We start from the raw sequence: 21,196 nt of genomic DNA, 5'->3' as shown, positions 1-21,196 counted from the left end.
GCAGAATCAGACACGCACCTTGGTTCCCTTTGTGTCTCTTTTTGCCAGCTTCAATTTGTTCAGTACCATGGTTTTTTCTTTGTACACAACCTCATAGTCTGTTCTGCTTTCCAGCATATAGGCATGTTCCACTTCATCTTTCTCATCCATACGGATGGCTCTGACCCCCAGAGCATTTCTCTTTTTCTCCGGAATTTCCTCTTTTAAAAATTTCAGGAAATATCCATTCTTTGTCTGCAGTACCACATACTCCATAGGTCCGGCATTCTGCACCAGAATTACTTTATCCCCTTCCCCCAGCTTCGTAGCGGCAATGGTTCTCTTGGTTACATCAAACTCAGTTCCGTCTACCAGTTTTATCATCCCCTGCGCTGTCATAAAACAAATCTTTGCCTCTTTTAGCGCTGACTGGGCTCCTACAAATACAATCTGCTCCGTACTGCTGTCATAATTGCTCACATTATCTACCGGAGTCCCCTTATCCCGCAGCTTTCCATAGGGCAAATCCAGCACCTTTACCAAATGCATACGCCCGGAGTCCGTAAAGAGACAAATCTTGTCTGTATTCATACAGGAAAATACATATTTATGCTCACTGTCTGCTGTTTCCTTATTGCGCTCATAAATCCCCTTGTCCATAGTACGCACATAACCAAAACGGTCCATAAGGAACACAACTTCCATCTCTTCGATTTTCTTCTCTTCATAAACAGCTTCTGCTGCATTTTCCACAGATGTTCTTCTGGGCCTGCCGTATTCCTTTTTTATCTGCTGCAGTTCTTTTATAATCACTTCTGCCATGGAATCATAGTGGTTTAAAATATCTTCGTACCGGGCAATTTTTTTCAGGGTTTCTGCATGTTCTGCCACCAGAGTCTCCATTTCCAGTCCAATGAGTTTATAAAGGCGCATATCCAGAATCGCCCCTGCCTGGCGTTCCGTAAAGCGCAGTTTTTTCGCCTGGCGCTCACTGGTCTTTGTCTTAAAGCGAATACCTTCCGTAATGCCGCTGATAAGGCAGTTTTTTACCTGCTCTCTGCTCTTGCTGCCTCTTAAAATTTCAATAATCAAATCAATGACATCGCAGGCCTGTATGAGTCCTTCCTGAATCTCCTGGTTTTCCCTTTCTTTTTTCAGAAGATTGTTATATTTTCTGGTCGTCACCTCAAACTGGAAATCCACATGATGCTCAATAATCTGCTTTAATCCCAGTGTTTCCGGTCTTCCCTGCGCCACGGCCAGCATATTTACCCCAAAGGTATCTTCCAGCCTGGTCTTTTTATAAAGCATATTGGTGAGATTTTCAATATCCGCGCCCTTTTTCAATTCCAGCACAATACGGATTCCCTCTTTGGAGGACTGATTGGAAATATCGGCAATATCCGTGGTCTTCTTTGTCTCACTGAGCGCTGCCACATCATTTAAAAATTTACCAATGTTGGCGCCTATCATAGGATAGGGAATTTCCGTAATCACCAACAGGTTTTTCCCATTCTTTCCCTTTTCGATTTCCACCTTTCCTCTGACTTTTATCTTTCCGGTTCCGCTCTCATAAATAGAAAGCAATTCATCCTTATTGACCACAATGCCGCCGGTGGGAAAATCCGGTCCCTTTACATAATTCATCAGTTCCCGGGTCGTAATCTCATTGTTCTTCATATAGGCAATAACGCCGTCCAGTACCTCTCCCAGATTGTGAGGCGGAATACTGGTTGCCATACCTACCGCAATGCCGTCCGCACCGTTTACCAGAAGGTTTGGCACACGCACCGGAAGTACCTCCGGCTCTTTCTCTGTCTCGTCAAAGTTAGACACAAAATCTACTACATTTTTATCCAAATCCCCCAGATAGACTTCCTGGGTAATTTTCTGCAGCCTTGCTTCCGTATATCGCATGGCCGCCGCACCATCCCCTTCAATAGACCCAAAATTTCCATGTCCATCCACCAGAGGCTGTCCTTTTTTAAAATCCTGAGCCATAACCACCAGGGCTTCATAAATAGAACTGTCCCCATGGGGGTGATATTTACCCATAGTGTCTCCTACAATACGGGCACACTTCCGGTAAGGCCTGTCATAACGGATTCCCAGTTCATACATATCGTACAGAGTCCTTCTCTGTACCGGTTTTAACCCGTCCCGTACATCCGGCAGGGCACGGGCGATGATAACACTCATAGCATAGTCAATATACGACTTCTGCATGATTTCCGAATACTCGGTTCTGATAATATTATCCTGATTTTCAGCCATACTGCTTCTCCTATATATCTAATTCCGCGTCACGGGCATGTTCATAAATAAACGCCTTTCTGGGAGGCACTTCGGTTCCCATCAGCACTTCCGTCACCTCAGAGGCCATTCTCGCGTCTTCGATTTCCACCAGACGCAGCATACGGGTCTCCGGGTTTAACGTAGTTTCCCAGAGCTGCTGGGCGTCCATTTCTCCCAGACCTTTGTATCTCTGGAGAGTAAACGGCCCTTTATGCCTCTTTCTGTAATGTTCCAGCGCTTTGTCGTCATAGAGGTATTCTTCTTTTCCCTTAGACGGCATGGCTTTATACAGAGGCGGCATAGCAATATATACATGTCCCTCGTAAATTAGTTCCGGCATAAAGCGGTAAAACAGCGTAAGCAGCAAGGTGGAAATATGGGCTCCGTCCACATCGGCATCGGCCATAATAATAATCTTATTGTAACGCAGCTTCGTAATATCGAAATCATTTCCGTATCCTTCCGAAAAACCGCAGCCAAAGGCATTTATCATAGTCTTAATTTCCGCGTTGGCAAGCACTTTATCAATAGTTGCCTTTTCTACATTCAAAATCTTTCCCCTGATAGGCAGAATCGCCTGAAAGCTTCTGTCTCTTGCCGTCTTAGCGCTGCCCCCAGCAGAATCTCCCTCCACAATAAAGATTTCGCAAAGCGAAGGGTCTCTCTTTTCACAGTTAGACAGTTTTCCATTGGAATCAAAGGAATATTTCTGCTTTGTCAGAAGATTCGTCTTTGCTTTTTCTTCTGTTTTTCTGATTTTTGCAGATTTTTCCGCACAGGCCAGCACGCTTTTCAGCACATCCAGATTCCGGTCAAAATACAGGACAATCTCTTCCCCCGTTACCTTGCCCGCAGCCTTAGATGCATCCTGGTTGTCCAGCTTTGTCTTGGTCTGTCCTTCAAAACGAGGCGCCGGATGTTTAATAGAAACCACAGCTGTCATCCCGTTTCGCACATCTGCCCCGGTAAAATTGGCATCCTTTTCCTTCAAAATCCCCAGTTCTCTGGCATATGTGTTCATCACAGAAGTAAACGTAGTCTTAAATCCGGTCAGATGCGTGCCGCCCTCTGAGTTATAAATATTATTGCAAAATCCCAGGACATTTTCCCGAAACTCGTTGACATACTGAAAAGCCGCTTCCACGGTGATTCCGTCACATTCCCCTTTAAAATAAACAGGTTCGTGCACCACTTCGCTCTTCTTATTCATATCTTTGATAAAGCCTACAATGCCGTCCGGCTCATGATACACAATCCTTTCCGGATTTTCTGCCCTTTTATCCTCAAATACAATTGTCAGCTCCGGATTCAAATATGCGGTCTCATGTAACCTGCTTTTCACTTCCGTAGAAGAAAATCTGGTTTTCTCAAAAATCTCTGCGTCCGGCAGAAAATTCACCAGAGTTCCTGTGGCTTTTGTCCGCCCCAGCTTAGGAAGCAGCCCGTCCTCCAGCTCTATGGTAGGCACACCTCTCTCATAGTGGTCGTGGTGCACATACCCTCCTGTACTGATTTTAATATCCAGATAAGCAGACAGGGCATTGACAACAGACGAACCCACACCATGCAGTCCGCCGCTTGTCTTGTATACAGAATCATCGAACTTTCCTCCTGCATGCAGGGTAGTGAAAACCAGACGCTCCGCAGACATTCCCTTTTCGTGCATCCCCACGGGAATTCCCCTTCCGTCATCCTCTACGGTAGCAGAGCCGTCTGCCTCCAAAGTCACCCGGATATTCTTACAAAAACCTGCCAGGTGTTCGTCCACTGCATTATCTACAATTTCATAAATCAAATGATTCAGACCTTTGCGGGAAACGCTTCCGATATACATTCCCGGACGCTTCCGCACTGCTTCCAGTCCTTCCAGCACCGTAATACTGCTGGCATCATAAGTATTCTTTTTTGCCATTTTCATTAACCTTTCTTCATCAGCTTTTTCATCAAAAATACCCCTGCAAATCCGCAGAGCAGGCCAAGTACCATACCGGCCAAAACATCTGTGGGAAAATGTACGTAAAAATACAATCTGGAAATTCCCATAAGGAAAGCCAGTACCAGACTACAAATTCCCAATTTTTTCTCTGTGAGAAGCAAAGCCCCTGCCGCCGCAAAAGAAGCCATGGTATGTCCGGAGGGGAAGGAATAATCCTTCGGAACCCGCACCAGAAGTTCTACTGTATCATTTATCCAGCAGGGACGGGGACGGGCCACCAGTGGTTTTAAAATTACATTTGCCAGAAGAAAATCCAGCACCAGGGCCAGAAGAACCGCCACCCCGCACTTGCGGAATCTTTTGGTGCACAGCAGTATCACCCCCAGCAATATCCAGAACCATCCTGCCTCTCCCAGCATGGTAACAAATGCCATAATTTTCGTAAGTACCGGATGATGCATCTCTTGCAGCATATCCAGAATCGCAAACTCCCATTCCATATTGTTGTCACCTTTCCTTGATTTTCAGACAAAGAACCCCTGCCTGAAATCTGTAAATATCTGTAAAGACTTCTGTATCATATCTCATTTCACCCATATTTTCAAATCTTTTTTCTTTGTTCTCTCATTATAGCGAACATTTGTTCTGTCTGTCAAGATGCTTTTTTACTCATTTTTACATTTTTCTATTTTTTTCAAAAAACCCCTTGACATTCTTCTTATTATCCTGTATTATGTGCAAGTACGGTTCGTTGGTCAAGCGGTTAAGACGCCGCCCTCTCACGGCGGAAACACGGGTTCGATTCCCGTACGAACTGCTTTTGGGAAATACTCAGCTGAGTATTTCCCATTTTTGTTATTATTAAAAATATTCCCGGTACACAGGAGGTTCTTATGGAAAAATTCGTTGATTTGCATGTACATTCCACAATTTCTGACGGCACCTTTACCCCCGAAGAACTGGTTTCTTATGCTCTGCAAAAAGGACTGTCAGCTTTTGCGCTTACGGACCACGACACCACAGACGGTATTTCGGCAGCACAAAAGGCAGCCCAAAACACCGGACTTGAAGTAGTGCCGGGCATTGAACTGTCTACCACCTGGCAAAACCGGGACGTACACATTGTAGGACTGGACATTGACTGGAGCAAGGAGGCGTTCCAGAAAACCCTCCGGGAATTCAAAGCTTCCAGAGAACTGCGAAACGACAAAGTCCTGGCCCTTCTGCAAAAAGAAAACATAGACATTACCCGAAAGGAAATGGAAAAAAGTTTTCCGGACAGCGTCTGGACAAGAGCCCATTTTGCCAGATTTCTGCTGGAACATCACTATGTGGGCTCCATAAAAGAAGCCTTTGACCGTTATCTGGGCGACCATGCCAGATGCTACGTTCCCAGAGAGAAAGTCACTCCCGCTCAGGCCATTGAACTGATTCACCAGGGCGGAGGAAAAGCTATTTTCGCCCATCCGCTTTTGTGCCGCCTTTCCAAAGAACGTCTGGAAAGCTTTCTGGACATACTGAAAAAAGCAGGACTGGACGGCATGGAAACCGTATATTCCACCTACACCCCCGCTGACCAGATACGTATGACAAAACTTGCCAAACGCTATGGACTCAAATGTTCCGGGGGCAGTGATTTTCACGGTGCCAACAAACCTCACATTGACCTAGGCTGCGGACAGGGAAATCTGCAAATCCCCTACTCTGTACTGGAGGAACTGCGTTCTTAAAGACCAAAACGTTCTTCCTGATTTTCACCAAAAGGTATGGGCATGAAAAAACTCCAGAAAGTTTTCATGCCCATACCTTTTCTCTTACTCCTCTTCCGGAGCCTCTGCCGGTATAAATACCCGCTCATCTCCTGCCTGCCTCGGAATTCTGGCCCTCTCGTCCGCCTCCTGGCAGAAATATTCCTGAGAATTCACCAGTTGTTTTCCTCTTTTGTCAATCTTTTCATAACTTCCGTCCGGCTGCAGTACATGAGCCTTTACGTTATCCGTCAGCTGCATATGGAGGATGTGCTTAACCTCTTCTTTAATATCCTTATCTTCCACCGGGAACACAATTTCCACTCTCTTATCCAGATTTCTTGGCATCCAGTCCGCACTTCCCATAAAAATTTGTTCCTTGCCTCCACTGCAGAAATAGAAAATCCGGCTGTGCTCCAGATAATTTCCCACAATGGAGCGCACAGTAATGTTTTCACTGATACCCGGAATTCCGGTCTTCAAACAGCAGATTCCACGGACAATCAAGTCAATCTTCACACCTGCCGCGCTGGCAGCATACAGAGCTGCAATAATATCTCTGTCGCAAAGAGAATTCATCTTAGCCACAATCCTGGCTTCCCGTCCTTTCAGCGCTTCTTTTTGTTCCATCTCAATGAGATGCAGGAAACGGTCCCGCATCCAGATAGGTGCTACTACCAGTTTATTCCAGCTTTTCGGCTCTGAATAACCGGAAAGCATATTAAAGACAGCCGTAGCGTCTTCACCGATTTTTTCTGAGCAGGTAAGAAGACCGCAGTCTGTATACAGCTTTGCCGTGGAATCGTTGTAATTTCCCGTACCCAGATGAACGTATCTGCGGATTCCCTCTTCTTCCTTTCGCACCACCAGGGTAATTTTACTGTGGGTTTTCAACCCCAGAAGCCCATAGATAACATGGCATCCCGCCTTTTCCAGTTTCTTTGCCCACACAATGTTGTTTTCCTCATCAAACCGGGCTTTTAATTCTACCAATACAGTCACCTGTTTGCCGTTTTCCGCCGCCTGGGCCAGGGCTGCAATAATCGGTGAATTGCCGCTGACACGATACAGCGTCTGCTTAATGGCAAGCACCTGAGGGTCTTTAGAAGCCTGACGCACAAAATCCACTACAGGGGCAAAGGTCATAAACGGATGATGCAAAAGAATATCCTGTCTCCTTATCTGCGTAAAAATATCCTCCTCTGTCATCATCTGAGGAACCGGAGCCGGTACATGCTGGGTGATTTTCAAATCCTCAAACCCCTCCAGACCATACATTTTCATAAGAAAAGTCAAATCCAGAGGCCCATTGACTGCAAATACATCTTCCTCTTTCATCTTAAATTCCGTTTTCAGGATGTTGAGCAGACGGGCATCCATTTTTTCATTGACATCAAGACGGATAACCTCGCCCCACTGTCTCTTTTTCAGCTGTTTCTGAATTTCATTCAAAAGGTCTGCCGCCTCATCTTCATCTATGGTCAAATCTGCATTCCGGATAATCCGGTACGGGCAGGCACATACCACCTGATTGCTTAAAAACAACTTGCCGATGTTCCTCTCAATGACCTCCTCCAGAAGGACCACCGCTTTTTTTCCTTCTTTCTCACAGGGAATTTCCACAATTCTCGGCAGCACAGAGGGAACCTGCACCGTGGCAAATTCCAACTCTTCTTTGTTCTTTTTATTTTTCTTTGCAATCAAAGCGCCGATATTTAAGGTTTTATTGCGGATAAGAGGGAAGGGTCTGGCGCTGTCCATAGCCATAGGCGTAAGCACCGGATAAATGGTTTCGTCAAAATATCTATCCACAAATTCCTTCTGCTCTTTATTTAAACTTTCGTGTTTTTCCACCACTACAAGCCCTGCTTTTTTCAGTCCCGGCAACAGAGAGCGGTTGTAGGTGCTGTACTGCATTTGGATAAACTCCCGAAGCACAGGCGCCAGCTCTGCCAACTGCTCCTTTGGAGACAGCCCTGCAATATCCGGCTTTGTATATTTTGCATGAACCATGTCTTTTAAGGAAGCCACGCGAATCATAAAAAATTCATCCAGATTAGAAGCTGTAATGCTCAAAAATTTCAGGCGCTCAAATAAAGGCAGGCTCTTATCTCTTGCTTCTGAAAGTACTCTCTCATTAAAGCCCAGCCAACTCAGTTCTCTGTTGCGGTAATATTCCGGTTTTGTATATGCCTTAAAATCCATACTCTTACTCCTCCTTATTTCCGTTTTCTGACTTTCAGCACAGGACGGATACTGAAAATCTCTTCAAAAAAGTCCGCCTGTTCCGGCAAAAGCCCTTTCTCCAGAGCAAGGTCTTCTCTGGCCGTCACCGTAAGCAGCAGCTCCTGGTCTTTTACCGCTGCCTTAATTTCCTCAATTTTCTGCCTGTGACTTCTGTCCAGCACATTAGCCACCCGGATAATCGCGGTCAGTTTTGCGGCTGTCATATAGCTCCTCCGGTCAATTTCCGACTTAGAATCTGCGCTTCCATAATACTGAAACGGCTTTTTAATAAATTTCACCACATTGGCAATCATTTCCCGTTCCCTGTGGGACAATCCGATAATTTCCGTGGACATGATGATTTCATAGGCACATTCCGACGCATTGCTCAGACTGATATAATTGCCGCAGTCATGAAGTAAAATGGCTATCTGCAGCAAAAGCCGCTCTCTGGCTCCCATACCGTGCACTTTTTTCATACTGTCGAAAATCGCCAGGGCATTCTTGGCTACCGCCTGCGTGTGGTTCTTTCCGCTCATATACCGCTTCGCAATGTTTTTGGCAGACACCAGAATATCATTTTCAAAATTGTGCTTACTCTTAATCAGCTTATGCCGCTCTGCGTAATCATAAGCCACACCGTCATTCAAATGTGTTCCCGGCAGCCACATGGTCTGTCCACCCAGTTCTTCGATAAATACGCGGTAAATAATCATGGCCGGCACCATAATCTCTGCATATTCCAGAGAAACCCCCAGCTTCACGGAAACCTCTTCTGCGGAATGTGCCATAACCCATGCATATTCCTCCATAAAAGTTTCATAACTGATGGTTCTGCTTTCTGTCATGGTGGTCTTTCTTTCAAAAAGACGTTCCATAAACGTATTGCCCATAAGAATAATATGGTCTGCCCTGCGGTCCTTTAAATGCAGTTTTTTAAACCCCAGAATCTGGTTATGTACCAGTTCTTCCACCAAACGTTCATAATGAGCAGCTTCTTTTTCCAACGGCAGCAAAAGTTCTTTAATTCTTAAACTTCCCATCTTAAAATTCTGGGTGGTGACCAGCATATCTTTGTCAAAAAGAGAAATCTGTACATTTCCTCCGCCCACTTCCATGACAGCGGTTCCTTTCTGAATCATCTTCGCAAAAGACGCCTCTTTGGCTGCCACAGACTTGTAGCCGTAAAAGCGCTGCTCTGAATTACTGAGTATTTCCACCCGTATACCCGTTTTCTGATATACCTGCTCCATCACAATCCAGACATTTTTCGCTTCCTGGAGCGTGCTGGTAGCACAGGCCCGGTACGCCTCTGCCTGATATTCCTTCATAATTTCTGTAAAATCTTTCAGAATGCGGCACAGTTCTTTCGCTGTTGCAAAGGTGATTTTTCCTTCCCCATAAGTTTCCCGGCCGATTTCCAGGCGGCTTCTCACTTCATTAATACACCGTATTCCGTTTCTTGGGGATATTTCGTAAATATCCATACAGACATTGTAGGAACCTACATCTATTGCTGCAAATGTTGTCACTCCCATAAATTTCTCCTTTCCTCTGCCGTTATTTCATAAAGTCAAGCAATGCGCTGCCCATTTTTTCTGCTGCAATGTAGCCTTCTTCGTACAGACGCTCCAATTTTTCCCGATTTTTTTCAATTCTGCCGATTTCCACAGGTTTTTCCGGACAAATAAGGAAAACATTTCCCTTCTTTTCTTCCTCATACAGATAATCAAGGGCTGCATTGTAGTCCAGATGCCTGTTTTTCATACGCGCCACCAGCTTGGGAAACTCTCTTTGATACCGCAGATAGGCTGCGGGCATGGCTTTATTGGGTTCTTTACGGTATCCTCTCTGTCGGGTCAGCACCACTACCTGCTTATGGTTTCCCAGCTTCTCTGATTGTTTTACAGGAATAGAATCTGCAATTCCCCCGTCCAGATACGGCGTATTTTTAATCCAGACCGTCCGTGAAAGCAGGGGCAGGGAGCTGGAAGCCCGCACATAATGAATTCCTCTGTGCATATCCGTAATTTTCTTATACTCTGCTTCTCCTGTTTTGCAGTTGGTTACTACGACGTAAAATTCTGTAGGATTTTCGGAAAATGCCTGATAATCATAGGGATTCAATTCTTCCGGAATTTTCCGGTAACACATATCCACACCAAACAAATCTCCTGTTTTCATAAGATTTTTGAAACTGCAGTAAGTCTCATCCTCCAAATAATCCGTATTGGTTTCAAATCCCCGCCGCCTCTGCTTTGACAGGAAGCTGCAGGCGTGGCATGCTCCTGCAGACACCCCGATACAAGTATGAAAAGACAGGTTTTTATCCAGAAAATAATCCAAAACTCCAGCTGTAAATGCGCCTCGCATACCGCCGCCTTCTAAAACCAGTCCAACCTTACACTTTGCTATCATATTTTCCCTTCTTTCTGTTCACATATTTCTATTTTATCACGAATCCGGGCATTACAAAAGTTAAATAAATTTAACAAAACGGCACCAGACCTCATATCTGGCGCCGCTTTGTCTATAAAAACTATTCTCTTTTCTTATCTAACGTATTTGTCATACTTTCCAGAGAAATCCCCAAGGTAGAAAGATTGTGCAAAAGCGCAGAAGTCCCTGGTGCAAGAACTCCGCCAAGTCCCAGGGCAATCAGCCCCATATTAAATCCGATAACAAAACGGTAATTTCTATGAATCCGTTTCATCAGACCGTTGCTGATTCTTTTCAGCGTTACCAGCTGGTACAAATCTTCTCCTGAAATTGTAATATCTGCAATTTCTCTGGCAAGCTGTGCGCCTCCGCTGACGGCAATCCCTGCGTTGGCTGCCGACAGGGCCGGAGAATCGTTGATACCGTCTCCTACCATAATCACCTTGCGTCCCTCTGCTTTTTCCTGCTCTACAAAAGAAGCCTTATCTTCCGGCAGAACCTCTGCATAGAAGGCATCCACACCTGTCTTTTTGGCAATGGCCGCAGCCGTGCCCGCGCTGTCTCCGGTCATCATTACGACTTTTCGGATTCCCGTTTCCTTTAAAGCTGCTACAATCTCTCTGGCCTCTTCCCTTAACGGATCTTCAATGCACAGCACTGCCGCCAGTTCACCGGAAATTGCCAGATACAAAAGAGAATATCCTATAGGAAGGTTCCGGAAATTTTCCTCTTCCCCTTCGGGGATTCTGCATTTTTCATCTTCAAAGATAAAATGATGGCTTCCGATTAAAACCTGCTGCTCGTTCACCTTCGAGGAAATGCCGTGGGCCACTACATAGTCCACCTTTGTGTGCATTTCTTCATGAGCAAGGCCCTCCTTCTGGGCCTGAGCTACTACTGCATTGGCAATGGAATGAGGGAAATGTTCTTCCAGGCAGGCTGCCAGACGAAGCATTTCATCCCGGCTTCTTCCTCCGAAAGGAATCACCTCTGCAACCGTAGGTTCTGCCTTGGTAAAAGTTCCTGTTTTATCGAAAACTACTGTTTCCGCTTCCGCTACCGCCTCCAGGAATTTTCCTCCCTTCACAGTAATCTGGTAATCCTGACATTCTCTCATGGCAGACAGAACTGCAATAGGCATAGAGAGCTTTAATGCACAGGAAAAATCCACCATCAGAATAGACAGAGCCTTGGTTACATTCCGGGTAAGGGCATAAGTTGCCATCGTTCCCAGAAAACTCAGCGGCACCAGTCTGTCTGCCACATGAGCTGCTTTTCCCTCCAAGGAAGATTTCAGTTTTTCTGATTCTTCAATCATGGAAACAATCTTTTCATACCGGGTACTGCCGGCAGACGCTTTCACCTGAATCAGCAGTTCACCTTCTTCCACTGCGGTTCCGGCATAAACATAAGCGCCTTCTTCCTTTTTCACTGGAATACCTTCTCCTGTAAGGGACGCCTGATTCACCATAGCCTCTCCGCCTACTACAATTCCGTCCAGCGGAATCATATTCCCCATATGCACACAGATAACGTCATGCTCTTTTACCTCACCTGCGTCCATAAGGATTTCTGCCTCTCCCTGTTTTACCCATACTTTTTCAACCTGCAGAGACATACTTCTGGCAAGGTCTGCCACAGATTTTTTATGCGTCCACTCTTCCAGAATTTCTCCTACACTCAAAAGCAGCATAACAGAACCTGCTGTACTGATATCTCCTCTGAGCAGAGAAACTCCGATGGCTGCGGCATCCAGTACCGGCACTTCCAGCTTTCTCCGTTTCAGACATTGAAGGCCTTCTTTCATAAAATGCAGAGACTGCACCGCTGCCTTTGCAGCAGCCAGCGGTGCCGGAAGAAACAGCTTGCAGAGATAGTGCACGGCAAGCTTTGCAATAAGCTTTTCCTTATGAACATTCATCAATTCCCGCCCCGTGTTCTCCGGAACCAGTTCCTGAAGCTCCCGGTTCTCAAAAGAAAACGCTGTCAGACCTTTGATAACTTCCTTCCTGCTGCCGCTGTAGCAAACCACTGCATGGCCGGTTCTTTCATACACCTTTGCAGAAACCACATTTTCAAGTGTGCCCAAATAGTACTGCAGCATATCCGCTTCTTCCACGGTCAGACTCTTCTTCGGCGTGGCAAAACGAATACGACCTCTGATTTCATGCTGAATCTTTATTCGCATTTGGCATCTTCCTGTTCTTTTTCAGCCTCTTCTTTTACTTCTTCAGCTTCTTCCGCACCGTCTTCCTGGGCGCATGCTTCTTCTGCATAGCGCTGTGCATTGATTTCATTTGCTTCCGCCAGAACATCTTCTGCGTTTTCCTGTACCGTTGTCACCGCATCCATAACACAGTCTTTTGCTCTTAATACGGCTGCAGTAGCCTGCACATAAGCTTTTTTCGCGTCCTTGCTTCCCAGAATCTTAACTCCTGCTGTTCCAAATAAAACTCCGCCTGCAAAAAGTGCCGCTTTCTTCATTAATTCTGTACTTATCATCTTCAAATCCTCCTGTATTTATTTGTGCTTGTAACCTGTGTAAAATGTCATTCCAAGGCAGAAAAGCATCGCCCATGCCCAAAACCTGTGCTTCTTCATTTTTTCCACTCCTTTTCCATTTTACATATTTTCTAAATCAAGGGTCTTTGATAGTTGCATAAGCCAACCTTTGATTTCAAAATACTACCACCCACTGTTTTTTTTGTCAATATCTGTCAGAAAAAATAACAGAAAACAGAAAGAGACTGAACCCCTTGATTTTAGCGGATTTCAGCCTCTTTCTATTTTCCTTCATTCATAAAACTGCCGGCAATGGGACTTGAACCCATACGTGGTTGCCCACAACAGATTTTGAGTCTGCCTCGTCTGCCATTCCGACACGCCGGCATTTCCTAACGGAACAATAGATATCTTAGCATAACTCTTTCCAAATTGCAAGCATTTTTTTGAATTTTAAATTCATTTAATCCAATTCTACTGATTGCAGTCCAGCTTCTTATAAAAATCAAAGCAGTCAAAGGTTGCAAAATAATCCTTCGGTGTCTCTGCCCTGCGGATTAACTGGGTGCTTCCGTCCGTTTTCAGCAGAATTTCCGCAGATTTCAGCTTTCCATTGTAATTATATCCCATGGCAAAGCCGTGGGCACCAGTGTCGTGAATCACCAGCAAATCTCCTTTGTCAATTTTCGGAAGCATTCTGTCCACTGCAAACTTATCATTGTTTTCACACAGGGAACCTGTCACATCGTATTTGTAATTACACGGCTCATGCTCTTTCCCCATAACGGTAATATGGTGATAAGCCCCATACATAGCCGGGCGCATAAGGTTTACCGCACAGGCGTCCACTCCAATATACTCCTTGTGGGTATGTTTCTCGTGAATGGCCTTTGTCACCAGACAGCCGTAAGGCCCCATCATAAAGCGCCCCAGCTCGGTGTAGATAGCCACATCTCCCATGCCTGCCGGAGTGAGCACTTCTTCATAAACTCTGCGCACCCCTTCTCCAATCACACGGATATCGTTAGGTGTTTCTTCCGGTCTGTAGGGAATGCCCACACCGCCGGACAGATTAATGAAGCAGATCTTTGCCCCGGTTTCTTTTTCCAGACGCACCGCCAGTTCAAAGAGGCGCTTTGCCAACATCGGATAGTATTCATTTGTCACTGTGTTGCTGGCCAGGAAAGCATGAATACCAAATTCTTCCACTCCCTTGCTTTTCAGAATCCGGAAAGCCTCAAAAATCTGCGCTTCCGTCATGCCGTACTTGGCCTCTCCCGGATTGTCCATGATTCCGTTGCAAACCTCAAAAACTCCGCCCGGATTATAGCGGCAGCTCATACGCTTCGGCAGTGTACCAATGGCTTCTTCCAGGTACGCAATGTGGGTAATGTCATCTAAATTAATGGTAGCGCCCAGTTCGTTGGCATACTGAAATTCCTCCGCCGGAGTGTCATTAGAGGAAAACATAATGTCCTCTCCCACACAACCCATGGCTTTGGAGAGCATCAGCTCTGTATAAGAAGAACAGTCACAGCCAAAGCCGTACTCTCTTAAAATCTCAATCAGGAAGGGATTTGGTGTTGCCTTTACCGCAAAATATTCTTTAAACCCTTTGTTCCATGCAAAAGCCTCCTTCATGGCCTGCGCATTTTCCCGGATACCTCTTTCATCATATAAATGAAAAGGGGTCGGGTATTCCTTTACAATTTCTTCCAGCTTTTCCTTTGTCACAAATGTCTTTTTTTCCATATATATTCTCCCTTAATGGATTTCTGCTTTTCTGTTTTTATCTGACGAACCTCATTATACGAAAATGTGTCTTGCTTTTCAAGTCATTCCCCTGTCTTTTTTTATTTTTTAACGTATTGACGTATTCCAGTCAAAAATCCACAGAAAACCTTTGCAATTTTACCAGTCCTGTTGTATAATGAACGAAATAAAAACAGACGGGAGCTTGTATGACAGGCTGAGAGGAAGGTATGACCTTCGACCGATAACCTGATTTGGATAATGCCAACGTAGGGACGCCTGAGAACCACATATGTGAAAATATGCAGCGGGAAGTTACCGAACTTGGTAGCTTTCCGCTTTTTGTTTTCCTAAAAACGGATATACAATTCTCCACAAGCCAGGCTCCCAGATGGAGGTGAAAAATGGTAATAATCAACGGAACTTCCCTGCCTATGGACGGCAAAACGCTGTCCGAATATCTGGAAATGTCCAATTACAATCCCCTGCGCATTGCAGTGGAACGCAATGGCCACATTGTTCCCAAAGCAAAATACAATGAAATCACGCTGACAGACGGCGATGTGCTGGAAATTGTCAGCTTTGTAGGAGGCGGCTGATGATACCCACAAAAGAAGAATGGAAAAAGGCCCTGGAAGAACGCCACGGCCAAACCTTGCAGCAAAAATTTGCTTCTGCTTCTGTGGCCGTATGCGGACTGGGGGGACTGGGCTCTAACATTTCCCTCTGTCTTGCAAGAGCCGGAATCGGCAGACTGATTCTCATCGATTTTGACCGGGTGGATATCACCAATCTCCACCGCCAGCAGTACAAGGCCCATCAGATAGGCATGTACAAAACAGAAGCCCTTGCGGAAAATCTCCGGGAAATTGCGCCTTATCTTTCTTTAGAACTGCATACAGAGACCATGACCGAAGAAAATACCCCACAATTGCTGCAAAACGCCCAGATAATCTGTGAAGCCTTTGACCGGGCGGAAAATAAGGCCATGCTGGTCAACCGCGTACTGGAAACCATGCCGGAAAAATTTCTGGTGGCAGCTTCCGGAATGGCCGGAATTTCCAGCGCCAACTCCGTCCGGACCCGCCGGATTACTTCCCGTTTCTATCTCTGCGGAGACGAAAGCAGCGACACAGGCAGCGGGCTGGGGCTTGTCTCCTCCCGGGTCATGTGCTGCGCCGCCCATGAGGCGCACATGGTACTGCGGATTCTGGCAGAACAGACCGAACCCTAAGGTACAACACCAAACATACAGAAAGAAGGTACATTTATGAACAACGATACGCTTATCCTCGGAGGACGCGAATTTCATTCCCGTTTTATTCTCGGCTCCGGGAAATACTCCCTCAAGCTCATTGAAGCAGCCGTAAAGGATGCGGGTGCAGAACTGATCACTCTGGCTGTCCGCCGGGCCAATACCAAAGAAGAAGAAAACATTCTGGATTATATTCCTGAAAACGTTACCCTGCTTCCCAATACCAGCGGCGCCAGAAATGCCGAAGAAGCAGTGCGCATTGCCCGTCTGGCAAGAGAACTGGGCTGCGGAGACTTTGTAAAAATCGAAATTATGCGGGATTCCAAATATCTGCTGCCGGATAACCAGGAAACCATAAAAGCCACGGAAATTCTGGCAAAAGAAGGCTTTCTTGTCATGCCTTACATGTACCCGGACTTGAATACCGCCAGAGACCTGGCTAATGCCGGCGCTGTCTCCATTATGCCTCTGGCTTCTCCCATTGGTTCCAACAAAGGACTGGCCACCAGGGATTTTATCGAAATTCTCATTCAGGAAATAGATTTGCCTGTCATCGTAGACGCCGGTATCGGACGGCCTTCCCAGGCCTGTGAAGCCATGGAAATGGGCGCTGCCGCCATTATGGCAAACACGGCTCTCGCCACAGCCGGAGACCTTCCTCTCATGGCTTCTGCTTTCCGCCAGGCCATTGAAGCCGGACGAAAAGCCTACCTTTCAGGACTTGGCAGAGTTCTTACAAGAGGCGCTTCTGCATCTGACCCGCTCACCGGTTTTCTTCACGATTAGGAGGCGGCAGTCATGGAAAACGAATTTTTAGTGGACTCTCAGTATCTCTCTGAACAGGCGCTGGCAAAGAAACACCGTCTGGAAACAGACCCTTCTTTTCGGAAAAGCCACATGGAATATCTCCCCGGCATGGAGCAAATCCAGTCTGATGTATGCGAAAAAGTCATGAGCCAGGTGGCTTCCTATGATTACACCCACTACACAGCCAAGGATGTCCGGGCAGCCCTGTCCCATCCGGTCTGTTCCCTGGAAGATTTCAAGGCTCTGCTCTCTCCCGCCGCCGAGCCTTTCCTGGAAGAAATGGCCCAGAGAGCGAGACAGGAAACCAGCCGCCATTTCGGCAATACCGTGTATCTGTTTACCCCTCTTTACATTGCCAATTACTGCGAGAATTACTGCGTATACTGTGGTTTTAACTGCTATAACCATATCCACCGCATGAAGCTGACTATGGAGCAGATTGAAAAAGAAATGAAAATCATCGCAGACAGCGGCATGGAGGAAATCCTCATTCTCACAGGTGAAAGCCACTCCAAAAACGATATTTCTTATATCGGGGAAGCCTGTAAACTGGCGCGAAAGTATTTCCGCATGGTTGGGCTGGAAATTTATCCGGTAAACACCGACGAATACCGCTATCTTCACCAATGCGGCGCGGATTATGTCACGGTGTTCCAGGAGACCTATGACAGCGACAAATACGAAACCCTGCATCTCATGGGGCATAAACGCGTGTGGCCTTACCGCTTCGATGCACAGGAACGGGCCTTAAAAGGTGGTATGCGGGGTGTTGCTTTTTCCGCACTTTTAGGACTTTCTGACTTTCGGAAAGACGCCCTGGCCAGCGCCCTGCACGTTTACTATCTGCAGCGGAAATATCCCCATGCGGAAATGTCCCTCTCCTGCCCCAGACTGCGGCCCATTATCAACAACGACAAAATCAACCCTCTGGACGTGCATGAAACCCAGCTTTGCCAGATTCTCTGTGCTTACCGGATTTTTCTTCCTTTTGTGGGCATTACAGTATCTTCCAGAGAAAGCGCCCAGTTTCGGGACGGCATTGTAAAAATCGCAGCAACCAAGGTATCCGCAGGGGTTTCTACAGGAATCGGCGACCACGAAAGTAAATACAGCGGAAAGGAAACGGACGGGGAACAGGGAGACGAACAGTTTGAAATCAACGATGGCCGCAGTCTGGACCGGGTTTATGCAGACATTGCGGCTGAAGGTCTCCAGCCTGTCTTAAACGATTACCTCTATGTCTGATATTTTATGTATCACCAACCGGAAGCTATGTGGGGAAGACTTTCTTTCCCGCATAGAAAAACTGGCAAAGGCCAAACCCCAGGGCATTATCCTTCGGGAAAAAGATTTATCAAAGTCACAGTATGAAATTCTTGCCCGGCAGGCAATAGATATCTGTGCTGCTTATGACACTCCCTGTGTTTTACATACCTTTACAGACGCGGCCCTTTCTTTGAAAGCAAAATCCCTGCACCTTCCTCTGTCCCTTCTAAAACAGATGACAGAAAAAGAGCGGAAAGCCTTTTCAATTCTGGGAGCCTCCTGCCATTCTGTACCGGACGCTCTGTTAGCAGAACGTCTGGGATGTACCTATATTACTGCAGGACATGTTTTTGCCACTGACTGCAAAAAGGGACTTCCCGGAAGAGGAGTTGCTTTTCTGGAAGAAGTCTGCAAAAGTGTGTCCATTCCCGTCTATGCCCTTGGAGGTATCACTCCCGAAAACAAAAAAGAAGTGATGAAAACCGGGGCTAAAGGGGTTTGCATTATGAGCAGCGCCATGACCTGCGCTGAACCGGACAGTTATCTGGCAAAACTGGATTCCCCTAAGTGAACGGCTACGACTATAGCAAATATCTGCAAAAAATGCCCGAACAGCCTGTCCTCTCAGGCCATTCGGGCATTTTAAATTTTTCTTTTACAACATTATTTTACTTCCATTACATGCAGCATATTGGTTACATTGGATTCTGCCTTGCTGCTGTTGGTCGCCGGGTCTCCGGCTGTAACTACCACAAGCTGGCCTTTTGCCACCAGTTTGTTCTCTTTCAATGTTTCCATGGCATTGATAATAATATTTTCCGTTGTATCTCTTCTGTAGCCTTTCAGCGGTCTTACGCCCCAGTACAGACGCATTTTACGCTCTACTCTCTCATTTGGAGTAATGGCATAAATCGGCATAGTAGGACGGAAGCTGGAAACCATGCGGGCAGTTTTTCCGGACATGGTTGGGGTCACAATGCAGTCTGCCTCAATGTTTCTGGCAGTACGTACGGACGCAATACCAATAGCACAGGAAACCTTTGTTTTCTGGTACATTGTTCTGTGCTTAATATATTTTTCGTACTTCACATAATTTTCTGTGTTCTCTGCGATTTCGTTCATCATCTTCAGCGCTTCCACCGGATATTTTCCCGCTGCTGTCTCACCGGAAAGCATAATAGCATCTGTTCCGTCATAGATGGCATTAGCCACGTCTGTTACCTCTGCTCTGGTTGGACGCGGATTGCGAATCATGGAATCCAACATCTGTGTGGCTGTAATAACCGGAATATAATTCGCATTACATTTACGAATAATCATTTTCTGAATATGAGGAACCTCCTGTGCCGGAATCTCCACGCCCAAGTCACCGCGGGCTACCATAATTCCGTCAGACACTTCAATGATGGCATCCAGGTTTTCCAGACCTTCCGCATTTTCAATTTTTGCAATAATCGCAATGTCTTCTGCGTTGTTTTCTTCCAGAATCTTACGAATTTCCAGCACACCCTCTGCATTTCGAATAAAGGACGCTGCAATAAAATCAATCCCCTGTTCAATACCGAAAAGAATGTCTGCTTTGTCTTTTTCTGTAATAGCTGGAAGCTTTACGTTGACATTGGGCACATTCACACCCTTTTTCTCGCCCAGTTCACCGCCGTTTACCACGCGGCAGACAATGCGTCCCTCTGCCACTTCTTTTACTTCCAGTTCAATCAGACCATCATCAATAAGAATTCTGTTGCCTGGCACTACATCCTCAGCCAGACCTGCGTAAGTAATAAAGCAGCCCTTTTCATTCCCGGTCATTTCCTCTGTGTAAAGAACAAACTCCTCATTTTCTTTCAGGGTCACTTTCTTTCCGCCTTCCAGTACGCCTGTACGGATTTCCGGGCCTTTGGTATCCAGAAGGATAGCCACTGGCTTCTCCAGCTCTTCTCTCACCTTTTTCAGCAGATTCATACGGCTTTTCTGTTCTTCATAATCTCCGTGTGAAAAATTAAAACGAGCCACATCCATTCCATTGGCTACTAAAGCTCTCATGTTGCTCTCAATATCTGTGTTCGGTCCCATAGTACAGACGATTTTGGTTTTACGCATATAATTATTTTCCTCCTGATTATTGTATATGTTTGTGAGTAAACAGGTGGTCCTGACAATACTCATAGTTGCCGTTGCATTTGGAACAGAAACGAAATTCCAAATCGTCTCCGTCCTTTTCTGTTCTTCCGCAGACTGCACATTTGTGTTTTGTCACACCCGGCGCCATTTTCGGATGAACAGCTCTTTGAAACTGTTGTTTTCTGTGGATTTCTTTTGGTGAAATCCTCTGATAATTTCTGGTTGACAGAAAATAAATAATAAAATTCAAAAGGGATGCAAGAATTACCGTCCGGATTCCCCAGCCGCCTTTTACCATATCATACAGCAGATACGCAATATCCAGCACAGCCAGCCATTTCATCTTCATGGGAATAATCATCATAAACAGTACCTGCATGTCCGGGTAATTGGCCGCAAAAGCCAGGAAAATGGACAAGTTGATGTAATACGTGGAAAACGCCATACTGTACGCCATAGACAAAAACGGATTTGCTCCCATCATAAAATACAGCAGAAACGCACCGATAACCGTAAAGAGCACACCGCCCAGAATATAAACATTGTAGCGGAAAGCGCCCCATGTTCTCTCCAGCGTTTCCCCCAGAGAATAATAAAACAGCAGCATAATCAGCACAAAAACAAGGTTGCTGGTTGGGGGCGGAATCAACAGCCAGGATACAATTCTCCATATCTGCCCGTGCAGGATATGATAAGGGCTTAAAGTCAGATATCCGGTAATGGAAAACCCAAAAAGGTTTCCCGCATACAGCAAAATATATCCAATGGCATAACAGCCTATCATATATTTCGTCAGATTGTGAATGGCATAGCGTCCAAATTTACGCTCCATTTTGTTCAAAAAATTCATACGATTTCCTCAATTCTTTC

General features: G+C 45.9%; 17 protein-coding genes, 2 tRNA genes and 1 riboswitch. Of the genes, 7 read left to right on the top strand and 12 right to left on the bottom strand.

All coding sequences use genetic code 11. The annotated features are described in order from the left end of the window. Positions 1–6: 6 nt before the first annotated feature. The 3 genes from WKT17_RS01630 to WKT17_RS01620 are packed head-to-tail and all read right to left on the bottom strand — an operon-like array spanning position 7 to position 4,710. The gene (locus WKT17_RS01630; RefSeq protein ID WP_173747311.1) at positions 7–2,253 is read right to left on the bottom strand and encodes a DNA gyrase/topoisomerase IV subunit A; all 2,247 of its coding nucleotides are present in this window, start codon (positions 2,251–2,253) and stop codon (positions 7–9) included. Between the two features lie 10 nt (positions 2,254–2,263). Further along, complete coding sequence (locus WKT17_RS01625; protein ID WP_173747310.1) at positions 2,264–4,186, bottom strand: DNA gyrase/topoisomerase IV subunit B; 1,923 nt, start codon at positions 4,184–4,186, stop codon at positions 2,264–2,266. A 5-nt stretch (positions 4,187–4,191) separates the two neighbouring features. After that, a complete protein-coding gene (locus WKT17_RS01620) occupies positions 4,192–4,710 on the bottom strand; it encodes a phosphatase PAP2 family protein (protein WP_173747309.1) in 519 nt (172 codons plus the stop codon). A gap of 245 nt (positions 4,711–4,955) precedes the next feature. Here WKT17_RS01620 and WKT17_RS01615 point away from each other — a divergent pair. Both WKT17_RS01615 and WKT17_RS01610 read left to right on the top strand, forming a co-directional pair. Beyond that, a tRNA-Glu gene (locus tag WKT17_RS01615) sits at positions 4,956–5,027 on the top strand. A gap of 76 nt (positions 5,028–5,103) precedes the next feature. Further along, positions 5,104–5,940, top strand: a complete 837-nt coding sequence (locus tag WKT17_RS01610) for a PHP domain-containing protein (RefSeq protein WP_173747308.1) — start codon at positions 5,104–5,106, stop codon at positions 5,938–5,940. Positions 5,941–6,024: 84 nt separating this feature from the next. Here WKT17_RS01610 and WKT17_RS01605 read toward each other — a convergent pair whose 3' ends face one another. From WKT17_RS01605 to WKT17_RS01575, 7 genes are all read right to left on the bottom strand, one after another. Further along, positions 6,025–8,163 carry an RNA degradosome polyphosphate kinase gene (locus WKT17_RS01605; RefSeq protein ID WP_173747307.1) on the bottom strand — a complete coding sequence of 713 codons (2,139 nt, stop codon included), beginning with the start codon at positions 8,161–8,163 and terminating at the stop codon, positions 6,025–6,027. 14 nt (positions 8,164–8,177) lie between these two features. Next, positions 8,178–9,722, bottom strand: coding sequence for a Ppx/GppA phosphatase family protein (locus tag WKT17_RS01600; RefSeq protein ID WP_173747306.1), 1,545 nt, complete (start codon positions 9,720–9,722; stop codon positions 8,178–8,180). Between the two features lie 22 nt (positions 9,723–9,744). Continuing rightward, entirely contained in the window at positions 9,745–10,602 is an 858-nt protein-coding gene (locus tag WKT17_RS01595; RefSeq protein ID WP_294542848.1) for a patatin-like phospholipase family protein, read from the bottom strand. Positions 10,603–10,723: 121 nt separating this feature from the next. Continuing rightward, on the bottom strand, positions 10,724–12,811 hold the full coding sequence (locus tag WKT17_RS01590; protein ID WP_291681716.1) for a heavy metal translocating P-type ATPase: 2,088 nt from the start codon (positions 12,809–12,811) through the stop codon (positions 10,724–10,726). Beyond that, entirely contained in the window at positions 12,802–13,125 is a 324-nt protein-coding gene (locus tag WKT17_RS01585; RefSeq protein WP_173747303.1) for a DUF6110 family protein, read from the bottom strand. The genes WKT17_RS01590 and WKT17_RS01585 overlap by 10 nt, the downstream gene beginning before the upstream one ends. Before the next feature lie 304 nt (positions 13,126–13,429). Then, positions 13,430–13,512, bottom strand: a tRNA-Leu gene (locus WKT17_RS01580). A gap of 87 nt (positions 13,513–13,599) precedes the next feature. Then, positions 13,600–14,877: a diaminopimelate decarboxylase gene (locus tag WKT17_RS01575; protein WP_173747302.1), complete on the bottom strand. Its 1,278-nt coding sequence runs from the start codon at positions 14,875–14,877 to the stop codon at positions 13,600–13,602. Between the two features lie 189 nt (positions 14,878–15,066). Then, a riboswitch (TPP riboswitch) is annotated at positions 15,067–15,171 on the top strand. Between the two features lie 110 nt (positions 15,172–15,281). On the opposite strand from WKT17_RS01575, the gene thiS reads away from it, so the two are divergent. Genes thiS through WKT17_RS01550 form a run of 5 tightly spaced genes read left to right on the top strand, consistent with a single transcriptional unit; the run spans position 15,282 to position 18,776 of the window. Then, positions 15,282–15,476: a sulfur carrier protein ThiS gene (thiS, locus tag WKT17_RS01570; protein WP_173747301.1), complete on the top strand. Its 195-nt coding sequence runs from the start codon at positions 15,282–15,284 to the stop codon at positions 15,474–15,476. Then, positions 15,476–16,111, top strand: coding sequence for a thiamine biosynthesis protein ThiF (gene thiF / locus WKT17_RS01565; RefSeq protein WP_291681710.1), 636 nt, complete (start codon positions 15,476–15,478; stop codon positions 16,109–16,111). Before thiS ends, thiF begins: the two co-directional genes overlap by 1 nt. 36 nt (positions 16,112–16,147) lie before the next feature. Further along, positions 16,148–16,918 (top strand): thiazole synthase, encoded by a 771-nt coding sequence (locus WKT17_RS01560; protein WP_173747299.1) that lies wholly within the window; start codon positions 16,148–16,150, stop codon positions 16,916–16,918. A 12-nt stretch (positions 16,919–16,930) separates the two neighbouring features. Then, on the top strand, positions 16,931–18,184 hold the full coding sequence (thiH, locus tag WKT17_RS01555) for a 2-iminoacetate synthase ThiH (protein ID WP_294542845.1): 1,254 nt from the start codon (positions 16,931–16,933) through the stop codon (positions 18,182–18,184). Further along, on the top strand, positions 18,177–18,776 hold the full coding sequence (locus WKT17_RS01550) for a thiamine phosphate synthase (protein ID WP_294542843.1): 600 nt from the start codon (positions 18,177–18,179) through the stop codon (positions 18,774–18,776). The genes thiH and WKT17_RS01550 overlap by 8 nt, the downstream gene beginning before the upstream one ends. A 92-nt stretch (positions 18,777–18,868) precedes the next feature. Here the strand turns inward: WKT17_RS01550 and pyk are convergent, their stop codons facing one another. Together pyk and WKT17_RS01540 are read right to left on the bottom strand one after the other, a co-directional pair. Continuing rightward, complete coding sequence (gene pyk / locus WKT17_RS01545; protein ID WP_173747296.1) at positions 18,869–20,305, bottom strand: pyruvate kinase; 1,437 nt, start codon at positions 20,303–20,305, stop codon at positions 18,869–18,871. 19 nt (positions 20,306–20,324) lie between these two features. After that, positions 20,325–21,176 carry a hypothetical protein gene (locus WKT17_RS01540; protein ID WP_173747295.1) on the bottom strand — a complete coding sequence of 284 codons (852 nt, stop codon included), beginning with the start codon at positions 21,174–21,176 and terminating at the stop codon, positions 20,325–20,327. Between the last annotated feature and the right edge of the window lie 20 nt (positions 21,177–21,196).

Source organism: Blautia sp. HCN-20427 (assembly GCF_037890365.1).
GTDB lineage: Bacteria > Bacillota > Clostridia > Lachnospirales > Lachnospiraceae > Blautia.
This window is presented reverse-complemented; position numbering and strand designations above follow the sequence as displayed.

Bases quoted from the DNA above. Each gene is read 5' to 3' on its own strand.
- WKT17_RS01630 (WP_173747311.1), bottom strand. From the start codon at position 2,253: ATGGCTGAAAATCAGGATAATATTATCAGAACCGAGTATTCGGAAATC.
- WKT17_RS01625 (WP_173747310.1), bottom strand. From the start codon at position 4,186: ATGGCAAAAAAGAATACTTATGATGCCAGCAGTATTACGGTGCTGGAA.
- WKT17_RS01620 (WP_173747309.1), bottom strand. From the start codon at position 4,710: ATGGAATGGGAGTTTGCGATTCTGGATATGCTGCAAGAGATGCATCAT.
- WKT17_RS01610 (WP_173747308.1), top strand. From the start codon at position 5,104: ATGGAAAAATTCGTTGATTTGCATGTACATTCCACAATTTCTGACGGC.
- WKT17_RS01605 (WP_173747307.1), bottom strand. From the start codon at position 8,163: ATGGATTTTAAGGCATATACAAAACCGGAATATTACCGCAACAGAGAA.
- WKT17_RS01600 (WP_173747306.1), bottom strand. From the start codon at position 9,722: ATGGGAGTGACAACATTTGCAGCAATAGATGTAGGTTCCTACAATGTC.
- WKT17_RS01595 (WP_294542848.1), bottom strand. From the start codon at position 10,602: ATGATAGCAAAGTGTAAGGTTGGACTGGTTTTAGAAGGCGGCGGTATG.
- WKT17_RS01590 (WP_291681716.1), bottom strand. From the start codon at position 12,811: ATGCGAATAAAGATTCAGCATGAAATCAGAGGTCGTATTCGTTTTGCC.
- WKT17_RS01585 (WP_173747303.1), bottom strand. From the start codon at position 13,125: ATGATAAGTACAGAATTAATGAAGAAAGCGGCACTTTTTGCAGGCGGA.
- WKT17_RS01575 (WP_173747302.1), bottom strand. From the start codon at position 14,877: ATGGAAAAAAAGACATTTGTGACAAAGGAAAAGCTGGAAGAAATTGTA.
- thiS (WP_173747301.1), top strand. From the start codon at position 15,282: ATGGTAATAATCAACGGAACTTCCCTGCCTATGGACGGCAAAACGCTG.
- thiF (WP_291681710.1), top strand. From the start codon at position 15,476: ATGATACCCACAAAAGAAGAATGGAAAAAGGCCCTGGAAGAACGCCAC.
- WKT17_RS01560 (WP_173747299.1), top strand. From the start codon at position 16,148: ATGAACAACGATACGCTTATCCTCGGAGGACGCGAATTTCATTCCCGT.
- thiH (WP_294542845.1), top strand. From the start codon at position 16,931: ATGGAAAACGAATTTTTAGTGGACTCTCAGTATCTCTCTGAACAGGCG.
- WKT17_RS01550 (WP_294542843.1), top strand. From the start codon at position 18,177: ATGTCTGATATTTTATGTATCACCAACCGGAAGCTATGTGGGGAAGAC.
- pyk (WP_173747296.1), bottom strand. From the start codon at position 20,305: ATGCGTAAAACCAAAATCGTCTGTACTATGGGACCGAACACAGATATT.
- WKT17_RS01540 (WP_173747295.1), bottom strand. From the start codon at position 21,176: ATGAATTTTTTGAACAAAATGGAGCGTAAATTTGGACGCTATGCCATT.